Origin of the sequence: Companilactobacillus furfuricola (assembly GCF_003946325.1) — a bacterium.
Taxonomy (GTDB): domain Bacteria; phylum Bacillota; class Bacilli; order Lactobacillales; family Lactobacillaceae; genus Companilactobacillus; species Companilactobacillus furfuricola.
Genome location: NZ_RHNT01000064.1, coordinates 1 through 13,546, shown reverse-complemented (window position 1 = coordinate 13,546; position 13,546 = coordinate 1). Strand labels below are relative to the sequence as shown.

The 13,546-nt window shown below is 38.2% G+C and carries 10 protein-coding genes, 2 tRNA genes, 1 riboswitch and 1 other annotated feature; of the genes, 8 read left to right on the top strand and 4 right to left on the bottom strand.

Translation table 11 applies throughout. The features are described from left to right. The first annotated feature begins 634 nt into the window (after nt 1-634). The gene (locus EKM78_RS11325; protein WP_125772337.1) at nt 635-1,345 is read left to right on the top strand and encodes a hypothetical protein; all 711 of its coding nucleotides are present in this window, start codon (nt 635-637) and stop codon (nt 1,343-1,345) included. Nucleotides 1,346-1,484: 139 nt separating this feature from the next. Beyond that, nucleotides 1,485-3,290 carry a heavy metal translocating P-type ATPase gene (locus EKM78_RS11320; RefSeq protein ID WP_125772341.1) on the top strand — a complete coding sequence of 602 codons (1,806 nt, stop codon included), beginning with the start codon at nt 1,485-1,487 and terminating at the stop codon, nt 3,288-3,290. Here EKM78_RS11320 and EKM78_RS11315 read toward each other — a convergent pair whose 3' ends face one another. Beyond that, on the bottom strand, nt 3,291-3,938 hold the full coding sequence (locus EKM78_RS11315) for a DNA-3-methyladenine glycosylase (RefSeq protein ID WP_245995072.1): 648 nt from the start codon (nt 3,936-3,938) through the stop codon (nt 3,291-3,293). 96 nt (nt 3,939-4,034) lie between these two features. Between EKM78_RS11315 and EKM78_RS11310 the strand changes: the two genes are divergently transcribed. Together EKM78_RS11310 and EKM78_RS11305 are read left to right on the top strand one after the other, a co-directional pair. Beyond that, nucleotides 4,035-4,106: transfer RNA gene (locus tag EKM78_RS11310), tRNA-Glu, on the top strand. A 6-nt stretch (nt 4,107-4,112) separates the two neighbouring features. Beyond that, nucleotides 4,113-4,185, top strand: a tRNA-Val gene (locus EKM78_RS11305). Between the two features lie 69 nt (nt 4,186-4,254). Here the strand turns inward: EKM78_RS11305 and EKM78_RS11300 are convergent. After that, a complete protein-coding gene (locus EKM78_RS11300; protein ID WP_125772333.1) occupies nt 4,255-4,776 on the bottom strand; it encodes an SLAP domain-containing protein in 522 nt (173 codons plus the stop codon). Between the two features lie 362 nt (nt 4,777-5,138). Continuing rightward, the gene (locus tag EKM78_RS11295) at nt 5,139-5,813 is read right to left on the bottom strand and encodes a hypothetical protein (protein ID WP_125772331.1); all 675 of its coding nucleotides are present in this window, start codon (nt 5,811-5,813) and stop codon (nt 5,139-5,141) included. A gap of 90 nt (nt 5,814-5,903) precedes the next feature. Continuing rightward, nucleotides 5,904-5,985, top strand: a riboswitch (SMK box riboswitch). On the opposite strand from EKM78_RS11295, the gene metK reads away from it, so the two are divergent. Together metK and EKM78_RS11285 are read left to right on the top strand one after the other, a co-directional pair. Continuing rightward, nucleotides 5,983-7,188, top strand: coding sequence for a methionine adenosyltransferase (gene metK, locus EKM78_RS11290; RefSeq protein ID WP_125772329.1), 1,206 nt, complete (start codon nt 5,983-5,985; stop codon nt 7,186-7,188). It overlaps the preceding riboswitch by 3 nt. A gap of 110 nt (nt 7,189-7,298) precedes the next feature. Then, a complete protein-coding gene (locus EKM78_RS11285; RefSeq protein WP_245995073.1) occupies nt 7,299-8,759 on the top strand; it encodes an MDR family MFS transporter in 1,461 nt (486 codons plus the stop codon). Here the strand turns inward: EKM78_RS11285 and EKM78_RS11280 are convergent. Then, the gene (locus tag EKM78_RS11280) at nt 8,682-9,293 is read right to left on the bottom strand and encodes a phosphatase PAP2 family protein (RefSeq protein ID WP_164507329.1); all 612 of its coding nucleotides are present in this window, start codon (nt 9,291-9,293) and stop codon (nt 8,682-8,684) included. The two genes, EKM78_RS11285 and EKM78_RS11280, sit on opposite strands and share 78 nt — an antisense overlap. 132 nt (nt 9,294-9,425) lie before the next feature. Here EKM78_RS11280 and EKM78_RS11275 point away from each other — a divergent pair, with 132 nt between their 5' ends. Both EKM78_RS11275 and leuS read left to right on the top strand, forming a co-directional pair. Next, nucleotides 9,426-10,796 (top strand): glucosaminidase domain-containing protein, encoded by a 1,371-nt coding sequence (locus EKM78_RS11275; protein WP_125772325.1) that lies wholly within the window; start codon nt 9,426-9,428, stop codon nt 10,794-10,796. Then, nucleotides 10,795-11,005 (top strand) — a binding site (T-box leader). Its footprint overlaps the gene before it by 2 nt. Nucleotides 11,006-11,043: 38 nt before the next feature. Continuing rightward, nucleotides 11,044-13,461, top strand: a complete 2,418-nt coding sequence (leuS, locus tag EKM78_RS11270) for a leucine--tRNA ligase (protein ID WP_125772323.1) — start codon at nt 11,044-11,046, stop codon at nt 13,459-13,461. Nucleotides 13,462-13,546: the final 85 nt, after the last annotated feature.

The following is a 13,546-nucleotide window of genomic DNA, read 5'->3' as shown; positions in this document are numbered from 1 at the left end:
ATATATCCATAGTATAATTACTAATCAATGAATAAAATATTGATATATTGCGGGTTAAGCTTGACATCTGGTAGGAATTTCACCACTGAGGTCTGTATCCCCGGGCCCCTCCGTCTATATGGAGACTATATCCCCCCCTTGGTTGAGATTTACCGATTTATTTTGTTCAAATTGGCACTGTTTGCGCGTCCTATTTCTCACATGTCTATCTCAAGCTTTATCTATTCTGGTGGGGAGTAGGGGCTTCCTTGTCTTATTGCATATATTCTCTATCTAGATTACTGACTTTTTTCTCGGTTCGCGGGACTTTGCTCCGCTCATTTTGTTTCCTGACTTACATTGCTGTTGTTGATTTTCATGTTTTGTTGGTTAGATAAGAGTAAATATACATTTTTATCTCTTTCTTTCGATTCTTGCTTGCGCACTCGTTCCTCGTGCTCTTGCATCGTTCTTATGTTTTCTTTTTATCTCTGTTTATTTATTTCTTGCTCGCGTGCTCGATTTCTCGCACTCTCGCCTTGAGATTGTAAGATATGGATTATGATTTCTTTTGTGCTGATCTATCTTGTGTGAATTTCTACTATTTTTCGCTTTTTTGTTATACTGTCTGTATTAATTAAATCGAGGGATGTTTATGAGTAATTCTGATTATTTTAAGATTGATGAAGTTGATGATATTAGTTCTGATCGTATTATGGATCCTTATATGGCTATGGATCTGGAGTTTACTTTTGGTGTTATGGATTCGGCTGAGAATTTTGAGCGTTTTAAGAAGCAGTATGATTTGATCGATGATCGTCGCTTTAAGAATATGATTACTGATTCTACTACTGTGGAGATGTCTTCTTTGGGGATGGCTCATTGGTTTGATGATTATTTGATTACGTTTAAGGATCAATTTACTTTGGATAATTTTAAGGTTAATGTTTCACAGGTTTTGCAGTCTCCTTATGATTATGCTACTAAATTGGTTGGTCAGCAGTTGATGGTGGCTATTGTTGAAGGGTTGCCTAATGTTGGACATGATGATTATTTGAAGACTAAGAGTGGTATGGCTGATCGGTCTTTGAAGAAAGTTTTTCGTGTTAGTGGTGTTGGGACTGTTGGTTTTAACTTTAGTGACGAAGATGTTGCTTTTAAAGTGGCTGAGACGCTGTTTAAGAAGGCTAGTGTTAAATTGAATGAGATGGACCCTAAGATGAAGTTGAAGCCTGAGATGCTGTTTGATTATCCGTCACATGTTATTACTTATGAATTGAACGATGATGGTGATTATCAAGCTGTTATGCCGATCAGACGATTGACGCCGATTAAAGATCCTTCTGAAATTAAAAGTTGGAAATAAATTGATCCTGAGGAAGTATTGATACTTCACTCAGGATTTTTTTTATTGATGATACGTTGTGTGTTAAGATTGATAAAATTTTCACACAATCTATTTATTCTAAAAAAATATATGATAGTCTAAAGATGAAGAGGGGATGATGAGTATGAATTCTGATAAGTTGAAATTATACGGAACTTTATCGATCGGGATTATTGCTTTCGTTTTAGAATTTGGCTTTAAGTTGGCCTTTATTGCTCATATGTTTATCAGTGTTTTGGGGATGGCTTTGGCTGCGGTCATGTTTGTTGATATGATCAAAGTTTTGAAGTCTGGTGATTTTGGGGTCGATTTATTAGCTATTACGGCAATTGTTGCTACTATCTTGCTGGGTGAATTTTGGGCCGGTTGGATTGTGTTGCTGATGCTGACGGGTGGGGATACTCTTGAAGAGTATGCTGCCAATAAAGCTAAGAGTGAATTGAAATCACTTTTGGATAATTCACCTTCGACTGCTCACTTGATCGTTGACGATAATGTGAAAGATATTGATATCGACGATGTTAAAGTTGGTGATGAGTTGCTGATCAGGCCAAAAGAGCAAGTTCCTGTTGACGGACGAGTCTTTGAAGGTTCTTCAAATGTTGATGAATCTTCTTTAACAGGTGAATCGATGCCTGTCGATATTGACGTTGGTTCAAATGTGATGTCGGGTTCGATCAACAGTGAAACTCCTTTTAAAATCAAAGCAACGAAAGTGGCTGCTGAAAGTGAGTATCAAGCGATCGTTAAATTGATCAAGGAATCAGAAACTCATCCAGCTCACTTTGTTAGATTAGCTGATCGCTATGCTGTGCCCTTTACTTTAATTGCTTATATCATTGCCGGAGTAGCTTGGTATGTTTCAAAAGATCCTATTAGGATCGCTCAAGTTTTAGTAGTTGCTTCGCCATGTCCTTTGATCTTAGCAGCGCCAATTGCTTTTGTTTCAGGAATGAGTCGGAGCAGTCGGAATGGTATCATCGTTAAATCAGGGACCGCTATGGAAAAAATCTCATCCGCAAAAACGATGGCATTTGATAAAACAGGAACTATCACTCGCGGTAAACTAGTCGTTTCTGACGTTAAAGTTGCCAAAGATTTTGATGAAAAAACTGTCTATTCTTACGCTGCAGCTGTCGAACAAAATTCTTCTCACGTTATGGCCCAAACTATCGTGGAATACGCTCAAAATAGGAATATCAAGTTGCCAGCCGTTAAAGATGTCAAAGAATTCACCGCTCAAGGGATCGTTGGCGTGATCGATGGACATTATGTTAAAGTTGGAAATCCTGAATTTGTCACGCAAGATGATGTAATCAAATTGGAGGGTTCAACTGTCTACGTTTCGATCGATGAAAAATTTGCCGCAGTCTACTCTTTAGTCGATGAGATCAGACCAGAGGCTAAAAGTACGATTGAACGTTTGAAGACACTAGGATTTAAGAATATTTTGATGATCACTGGAGATAAAAAAGAGGCAACCGAAAAAGTTGCCTCTAAAGTAGGTATTACCAAAGCTTATCCTTCAAGTTTGCCTGCTGATAAAGTGAAAATCATTCAAAATATGCCAAAAGAATATCATCCGACGATCATGGTCGGAGATGGTGTAAATGATGCTCCTGCTTTAGCTTTAGCAGATGTTGGTATCGCAATGGGGTACAAAGGAGCCAACGCTGCAAGTGAGTCCGCTGATGCTGTTGTGTTAAAAGATGACCTCAGCAAAGTAGGAGACGTTGCTAAAATTTCTGATGATACTTTAAAAGTAGCCAAACAAGCGGTATTGATCGGTATTTTTATTTGTATCGCTTTAATGTTGACCGCAGCTCTTGGCCTGATCCCAACGATAATCGGGGCACTGCTTCAAGAAGTAGTCGATACGGTCACGATCTTGTATGCCTTACGTGCAAAGAGTGATCGACTGTGATCATTGCCAGCCGAAAGTATCAAGATCCATATCGCGCTTGTACATTTTTGATACATATGGATTACCTTCAACAATAAAACGCATTTTCTTATTAGTCCATTCACCTTTATTAGGAACACCGATCCGTGGCGTTTCCAAAATATGCTTAGGTGTTTTGGACTTTTTTAAATCAAAAGTAAAATTATCCGAATTGAGCATAGTTCCGGAAAGTTCTTTATCGGTAATACCAAAAGCTCTGATCCATTTAGCAGGGCCATTTGTAGCGTCAAAGCCAGTTTTCTTTCGATTTTGCTCCATGATATCTTGACCGGCGATGGGCTGAACGCCACGGATCAGAATTCCATTAGGCAGTCCTTTTTCTTGGACACTAATATCCATGTCGAGCCAGCTGTGGATCGAATAAATATAAATCGTTCCTCCTTGCTGGTAAAGTGGGTCATTAGCTTTGGAATGACGGCCACCATAACTGTGGGCTGCCATGTCATTCGGTCCTAAATAAGCTTCTGTCTCCACGATGACGCCAGATAAAATCCCTTGATCTGACTGATAAGTTAAGACGTGTCCCAGCATGTCTTTAGCAGTTTCGATGGTAGATTTAGATTGGAAAAAATGGTTCGTTTCTGTGACAGTATCCCTCAAATTAAGCACCTCAAAAAAAATTTAAAATAAATTGCAAAAATTGCTTGCCTTCGTTTATGTTCTTAATATATAATACTCTTTGTGCTTACGAAAGAAAGCAAAAATGACCCCTTGGTCAAGTGGTTAAGACACCGCCCTTTCACGGCGGTAACATGGGTTCAAATCCCGTAGGGGTCACTATTTGGAGGATTAGCTCAGCTGGGAGAGCATCTGCCTTACAAGCAGGAGGTCACAGGTTCGATCCCTGTATCCTCCATTAAATAGAAACGGAAATAATCAAGTCTCAAATGAGACTTGGTTATTTTTTTGTCATTTTGAATGCTCTTTAAATAAAGTTGGCATCACCAAAAGCAATCCATTCGTCAGTTGAAATTCGCATCATACTAAAGTGGTCGCCAGGAAATGTGATCGACCGATCTGAGTACCAAATTGAACCAGGTTGAACTTTGCGATTGGCAATGGGCTTTTTACTGTGATCATACAATTGAGCGGGACTCTTAGAAATCACTTTGATATTCTCGACATTGTTTTGATACAAATATGCATCGTTCATTTTAACGAATTCATTTTTGGCAACACGATAATAAGTATCGTTGTTTAGTGTCATTTCTTGATCAGTGTACCAAGATGTTCCTTGGGCTAATGAATGGTTTGTTAATTGGCCAGAATTATTATAAAGTGGTGCATTATTCATAGTTATAGTACAGCCACTAGCAAAACCTTTTAACGAAGTCATAATCGGAGCCACAGAAGCTTGAGTGGTTTCTTCAGATGTGAAGAAAAGTGAGAATGTAACTCCACATAATAGCGGTAAAAAAATCAGTGCGAATTCTTGCTTTAGTTTCATGTTTGATCCCTTTCCAAATAAAATTATTGTAGAAATATTCAAAATATTTGATTGATTCTTTTATGTGTTGAAACTTTATTCTAATCAATGTATGAATTGAGATTATCAAATAATTAGTTTGATTGAAAGGGATAACACCAGAGCTTTTTTCATGCTTTAAGTCATTAAGTCAATGGTGAAGTGGTGCTTTTTCATGATTTATATTTCCGGTAGTTCAGAAGCCAGGGCAACAACGGTTAATTAAATAGTTTAAATATTGAATATTTACTAATTAATGAATTTCTATGTCAAATTTACTGTCCTTGCTATTAATTTAACTTGTGAAATAAAAAAAGATCGAAAGCAATTCGGCTTTCGATCTCCTAGACTACTACGAGCAAATTACCAATGAATCGATAAATAACATTTGTAGTCGCAAATTTATTGAAGATTTTTAATAGTACTGTGATCAACATGAATGCGATGATAGCGATCGTCGAATAAATGTTGAGATAATTTAGTAAGAATAAAACTACGGTAGCGATAGCTACAACGATTATTTGCACGTAAGAAGTAATTTCACCGTCGAAGTACGTGATCATGACGGCTGTGATATTGATCAGCAACAGTGGAACAACGAATTTGATGGATATGAAGTGCGCATAATAAAACAAGATGGCGATCGAGATGAAACTAGGGACAACAAAGTCCTTGATCAAAACGGAAATTATGTAATATTTCGGTGGGATCGATTTAGGAATGAACAAGAAACAAACTTGAGCAAACACTAATATCATTACAAAAATGTTCATCGACTTGAAACCTATGATACAAATGATCAAGAAGACGGCTGAATACAAAATACTGAAAAATTGATTTGGTTTCAGTGGAATCATAAATTCTTTGTACAAAGCGACCATTGCCACCATTGCTAATAAATAATAGTTGATCGAGGTGCTTGGTAATCCATGCGTCCAAATAAACGAAATAGCAAAAATGTGAAAGCTGAGCAGTTCGATCAGTGCTTTGATCAAGTTCTTGGTTCTAGTTCGGTCCATTAGTTACTCCTTTACATATGAACTTATATTAAGGTACCGGATTGAAATCGTCAATTTAAAAAATTATGAAAATATCCTTTTTTTGTGGTAGTCTATTAAAAGGTTCCTGATGGGATCCTTTTGTGTTTCACAAAGGAGAGGCCCTGTAACCGAAAGGTGGAAAATTATAATGTCAAAGAATTACTTATTTACTTCGGAGTCTGTTTCAGAAGGACATCCAGATAAAATAGCTGATCAAATCAGTGATGCAATTTTGGATGCACTTCTCAAGCAAGACAAAGATGCACGTGTTGCCTGTGAGACAACCGTAACAACAGGATTGGTGCTCGTTGTAGGTGAAATTTCAACTTCAGCTTACGTCGATATCCAAAGCGTCGTTCGTAATACGATCAAAGAAATCGGTTACGATGGCCAAAATCCTGGATTTGATGGTGGAAGTTGTGCCGTCCTAGTAGCATTGGATGAACAATCACCAGATATTGCGCAAGGTGTCGATGATGCCCTTGAGAAGAGAGAAAAAGCTTCAGATGTTGACCCATTGGATCAAATCGGTGCCGGCGATCAAGGATTCGTCTTTGGATTTGCGACTGACGAGACCAAAGAATACATGCCATTGCCTATCTCACTTGCTCACAAATTGATGCGCAAGACTGCTGAAGTACGCAAAAACGGAACGATCGACTATTTGATGTCAGATGCTAAATCGCAAGTAACTGTTGAATACAACGGTGACGACAAGCCAGTACGTATCGATACGATCGTTTTGAGTACGCAGCATAAAGAGGAAGCAACACTTGACCAAATTAAGAAAGATATCAAGAAATATGTTATTGATGAAGTAGTACCATCAAACATGATCGATGATAAGACTAAATATTTGATCAACCCAACAGGTCGTTTCGTTATTGGAGGACCAGAAGGGGACTCAGGTTTAACCGGTAGAAAGGTTATCGTCGATACATACGGTGGCTTTGCTCGCCACGGTGGTGGTGCCTTTTCCGGAAAAGATGCAACTAAAGTTGACCGTTCCGCTAGTTATGCTGCTAGATATATCGCTAAGAACTTAGTCGCAGCCGGAATCGCTAAGAAGGTTGAAATTCAAATTGCTTATGCTATCGGTGTTGCTCGTCCAGTGTCGATCCACGTTGATACATTTGGTACGAGTGATTACAGTGAAGAGCAAATTGTTGATTGCATCAACAAGAACTTTGATTTGAGACCATTAGGGATCATTCAAATGTTGGATCTTCAAAGACCAATTTATAAACAAACAGCGGCTTATGGCCACTTTGGACGTACAGATATTGATTTACCTTGGGAGAAATTAGATAAAGTCGACGCAATTAAAGAAACTTTGTCAAAGATAAAGGCTTAATTAACGATGACAGAGGCGTTTTTTAAAGGGTATGTAAATACACTTTAAAAAACGCTTTTTATTTTGGGGGAAATATGAACGTGAAACAAAAACAAACGCAGTCACACGTAATGATCGTTACGATTGCCGTCTTCATTGCAACATTTATGACTGCGATTGAGGGAACTATTGTATCTACCGCAATGCCAACAATTATTGGTAGTTTGCATGGTGTTAGTCTAATGAATTGGGTTTTTTCAATTTATTTACTAATGACTGCCGTCTCAACGCCGATTTACGGAAAACTTTCAGATATGATCGGACGTAAACCGATATTTATTTTTGGATTGGGATTATTCGTTGTTGGATCAGTCTTGTGCAGTTTGTCTAACTCGATGTTTACTTTGATTTTATCTCGTGTAGTGCAAGGATTAGGATCAGGTGCCATCCAACCGCTAACTTTTACTATCATTGCAGATATTTATCCATTAGATAAACGGGCTAAAGTCTTAGGCTTAAATGGTTCATCCTGGGGGATAGCTGCTGTTATCGCACCTTTATTGGGTGGATTTATCGTAGAGCAATTAAGCTGGCATTGGGTATTCTTGATCAATTTACCTATCGGGATCATCACTATGATCTTGATCTGGGCATTTTTCAAGGAAGAGAGGCGTGATGCCGGTAAGGCTAAGATCGATTATGTCGGAACTATGTTACTGATGCTAGTTTTATTGCCGATAATGTTAGCTTTACAATTCATTGGAACTAGTTCAGCTTGGTTACCGATTTCATTGGTAGTATTGTCGATCTTATCAATTTTTGCTTTCGTTCACTTTGAAAGAAAAGTCAGTGATCCTATTTTGCCACTGAATTTATTCCGCAATAAAACTTTTGTGATTCAAAATGTGATTGCTTTATTGATCAGTGGTTTTTTGATCAGTTTTGAAGCTTATATTCCTACTTGGATGCAAGGGATTTTAGGCTTGAGTCCGTCCATGGGTGGATTTGCGGTGACGCCTAGTTCCGTTGTTTGGATCTTTGGCTCATTTTGGGCCGGAACACTACTGAAAAAATTTGCTCCTAATCGGGTGATCTATATTAGTTTGGTATTTTTAGCGGTCGCTAACGCCTTTCTACTACTAGCACACGTAGGAACGACATTTGCTTATTTCCTAGCGCTAGCTGCGATTGCCGGAATGGGTTTTGGCTTGACCATTACGACGACGACGGTTACTGCCCAGACAGTTGTTCCAGCTGAAAACGTTGGAGTAGCAACGAGTTTTAACACGTTGTTAAGAACTATTGGTCAATCACTGATGGTCTCAGTTGATGGTATCATCTTAAATACGGCTCTTTCTAATGGAGCTGCCAATAATAAGCACATCACGGTCGATATGATGAATAAATTGATCGACCCGCAAACGGCTAATCAATTGCCGACTGAATTAATGCCGAAGATGCGTCAAATATTGTTTAGTGGTTTACACAACATTTACGTTGCCGGAGCTGTGTTGTTAGTTATCGCTTTGCTGCTTAATGCCTTTGAGATCAAGAATAAAGATATTCTTGCTTCGCATGAAGAGAATGCATAGAATTAAGACGATCAATGCTAACAAATAGCCGCCGACGATATCACTCGGATAGTGAACTCCGAGATAGATCCGACTAACTCCGATCGTAATGATAATCAAAGTTGCTAAGGTCGAAAATAAAATTCGACTAGCAATTTTTTTAAAGATAAACCAACAAATTATTAATAATGGAATATAAAGACTTAATGCAGATGAACTATGGCCACTAGGGTAGCTAAGACTACTTTCAAAAACAAAATGATGGTGGTCTGGCCGAGGTCGTCTGATTAAGTCTTTTATTATTGTGTTCAAAGTTACGACGATCAACTTATTGCTGGCTAAAAAAATCGCGGCGTAATAATATTTCTTGATGATCAAAAGAATAACAATGGCCACCGAAATCATGATCGTCCAAAAGGTCCCACCAATATTAGTTAAAAAGCGGACTTTTGCTAATAATGCTTGACTGTGATTTTGATACAATATATCAATAAAGAAGTCGTCAAAGTGGTCGATCATGACCGAATTGGTAGCGACTAAAAACGTCCAAATCATAAATATAATTATTAAAAAAATTTCCGATGTCCATAAAAAATTCTTGGAGTTCATTTATTTGCACCTTCTGTATTGTTTAAATTTTGCTTAAGAAATATAATGGTATTAATGTATTAAAGGGGTGTTGTTTAGATGACTATTTCACGTCGTGAACGTAAAATTGAAGAAAATAAATTGTATCGCCAAAATTCTAGAAAACAAGCTAACGCCAATTTTAAGAAAAACATGACTATCTTAGGAGCAGGTTTATTCTTTAGTGGAGTTACTGCACAAACCACTACGGCTCTAACAGAGCATAGGGTATTTGCTGATACTTATTCCAACGATTCTAATGATCAAACAACTAACGCCACAACTACCACTACTGATAAAGGAGTTGGGATGTTGACTCCGCGTGGCGTAGGCGATCAAAATTTCATTCAATATATTGGTAACTCAGCACAAAAGCTGGCCGGCAACAATGATCTATATGCTTCAGTCATGATCGCTCAAGCAATGATCGAAAGTGGCTGGGGCACTTCGGGCTTAGCTAGTGCACCTAATTATAATCTATTTGGCATCAAGGGGGCATATAAGGGGACAGCGGTCAATATGCCTACTCAGGAGGATGATGGTTCTGGTAATTTATATTCGATCCAATCAGACTTCAAGAAATATCCATCATACAAGGAATCGCTTGAAGATTACGTTTCCTTGATCAGAGGTGGAGTATCAGGCAATCCTCAAATGTACGCTGGTACTTGGAAGAGTAATACTAGTTCATACAAGGATGCTCCTGCGTTTTTAACTGGCAAATATGCTACAGATACTACTTATGCTGATAAGTTGAACAATGTTATCGAGAAGTATAACTTAACTCGCTTTGATGAGCCAAATACTGATGACCAAAATGAAACTTATGTTTTTGCACAAGGGGATACTTTGCAATCAGTCGCTGATAAATTCAATATTACTTTGGATACTTTGATGCGCTTGAATGATCTGAAGACGACTAGCTATGTATATCCTGGTAAGACTTTAATAGTTAACCAAGTTATCACACCAACTACAGCGGATGATTCCGCTAATAATGCCAATGCCGATTCAGGCAATAATGCTGTAATGGTCAACACGTCTAATGTCGTCAATGATAACGTTGAAGCGACATCCGATAATAATGTTTATGGAGATCAACAAGCTCCGATCATCGTCCAAGATGAAACTAATGGTGTGACAAAATACGATCCATCACAATCGACTGATCAAGTTTCGGTTAATGTTTCAAATGATAATGCGGCAACCACTAGTCAAAATATTTCAAGTGATCAAAGTACGGCAACGTCAACAAATAATAGTGAGATCAGTAATACTCAAAGTGCCGCCCATCCTGATGCTGTCACGGTTCAATCAGGGGATACTTTAGATGGTCTGGCTCGTCAGAACAATACGACAGTCGACCAGTTGAAGCAAATTAATAATCTAGATTCTAACTTATTAGTTGTCGGACAACAATTAAAGTTGTAATATGTATGTCAAAGGAAATAGTAAGGTTGAATTGATTTTTCAGAAAGTGCATGGTCGCTGTGAATGCATATTCAATTGACCCGAACTCGTCCACTAAGTTTTGGAGGCTGAACTAATAGTAAGCTGACACGATTGATCCATGTTACGGATTTCAAGCGTCACTCTTTTAGAGTGGAATTTAGGTGGTACCGCGATAATTCGTCCTATGATCATAAGATCATAGGACTTTTTTTATGGAGGAAAAGCTATGTCGTATAATCACAATGTCGTTGAGAAAAAATGGCAAAAGTACTGGAAAGAAAATCAAACTTTTAAGACTGGTACGGATAAGAACAAGAAGAATTTTTATGCATTGGATATGTTCCCATATCCCTCTGGACAAGGACTTCACGTAGGACATCCAGAAGGATATACTGCTACTGATATCGTAGCTAGAATGAAACGGATGCAAGGATATAACGTTTTGCATCCAATGGGTTTTGATGCCTTTGGCTTGCCAGCTGAGCAATATGCTTTGGATACAGGTCACAATCCTGCGGAATTTACTGAAAAGAATATCAATAATTTTAAACGTCAAATCAATTCATTAGGTTTTTCATATGATTGGGACCGTGAAGTTCAAACAACTGATCCTAAGTTTTACAAGTGGACCCAATGGATCTTTGAACAAATGTACAATAAGGGATTGGCATATGAAGCCAAAGTTCCAGTTAACTGGAGTCCTGATTTAGGTACCGTTGTTGCTAACGAGGAAGTTATTGATGGAAAGACTGAACGGGGCGGCTATCCCGTCTACAGGAAGCCAATGCGTCAGTGGATGCTCAAGATCACCGCTTATGCCGATAGATTGTTGGATGATCTTGATTTGATCGATTGGCCAGAATCTATCAAAGAGATGCAACGTAACTGGATCGGCCGTTCAGTAGGTGCTGAAATTGATTTTCCTGTTGATGGTACACCTGAAACTGTACAAGTATTTTCAACGAGACCAGATACTATTTTTGGTGCAACTTATATGGTTTTAGCTCCTGAACATGAATTGGTCGACAAGATCACTACTGATGATCAAAAAGCAGCCATTGCCGCTTACAAGAAACAGATCGAAAACAAATCTGATCTTGAAAGAACTGATTTGAATAAAGATAAGACAGGGGCCTTTACTGGTTCATATGCAGTTAACCCAGTGTCTGGAGAAAAAATCCCAATTTGGATCTCAGATTATGTTTTAAGTACTTATGGCTTTGGTGCTGTAATGGCCGTTCCTGCTCACGATGAACGTGATTATGAATTTGCTAAGAAGTTTGACTTGCCTATTACTCAAGTTATTGAAGGTAACATTGACAATGAAGCATACACCGGAGATGGCAAGCATATTAATTCCGACTTTTTGAATGACATGGGTAAAGATGAAGCTATTGATACCATGGTTCAATACTTGGAAGACAAGAAGATCGGTAAGAAAAAAGTTAATTACAAGTTGCGTGATTGGTTATTCTCACGTCAAAGATACTGGGGCGAACCAATTCCTGTTATCCATTGGGAAGATGGGGAAACAACGCTAGTTCCAGAAGATGAATTACCATTAGAATTACCAGCTGATGATAATATTGCACCTTCAGGGACACCAGAAAGTCCACTAGCTAATTTAACTGACTGGGTGAATGTAGTTGATAAGAATGGTCGTAAAGGCCGTCGTGAAACTAATACTATGCCACAGTGGGCTGGTAGTTCATGGTACTACTTAAGATACGTCGATCCACACAACGATGAAAAATTGGCTGATTATGATTTATTAAAGCAATGGTTACCAGTTGATCTTTATATTGGTGGAGCAGAACACGCTGTCTTGCATTTGCTTTATGCTAGATTCTGGCACAAAGTATTGTATGATCTCGGGGTTGTACCAACTAAAGAACCTTTCCAAAAATTATTCAACCAAGGAATGATTTTGGGTGACAATCACGAAAAGATGTCTAAATCAAAAGGTAACGTGGTTAATCCAGATGATGTTGTCGAATCATATGGTGCTGATACTTTGAGACTTTATGAAATGTTCATGGGGCCTTTGGATGCTTCGATCTCATGGTCAGAGGATGGCTTGGCAGGAGCTAACAAGTTCTTGGAACGTGTTTGGAGATTGTTCATCAATAATGATGATGACAATACTGTTAGAGATGACTTTTTGACTGCTGACAACAATGGTAAGCTCGACAAGGTATACAACGAGACAGTCAAGAAAGTTACTGAAGATTTGGAATCACTTCACTTTAATACAGCCATTTCTCAAATGATGGTCTTTGTTAATGAAGCCAACAAACAAGACACTATGCCTAAAGAATATGCCGAAGGTTTAGTTAAGATGTTGGCACCGATCGCACCACACATGATGGAAGAATTATGGAACAAATTCGGTCATGATGAGTCGATCACTTATGCTGCATGGCCAACATTCGATGAAAGCAAACTAGTTTCTGATACGGTTGAAATGATCATTCAAGTCAACGGTAGATTACGTGATAAACTTGAGCTTCCGGTTGATACTGATAAAGAGAAGATCAAAGAGCTTGCACTTAGTGATGAAAAAGTTCAAAAATTCCTAGATGGTAAGGATGTTGTGAAGGTTATTGTTGTACCTAACAAGATCGTTAACATCGTAGTTAAATAGTTATAATTGAGAATGTGACATAAGTGTTCTCTGTACAATAAAAAATGGACGAAAACCGATTTTTGGTTTTCGTCCATTTTTTGTT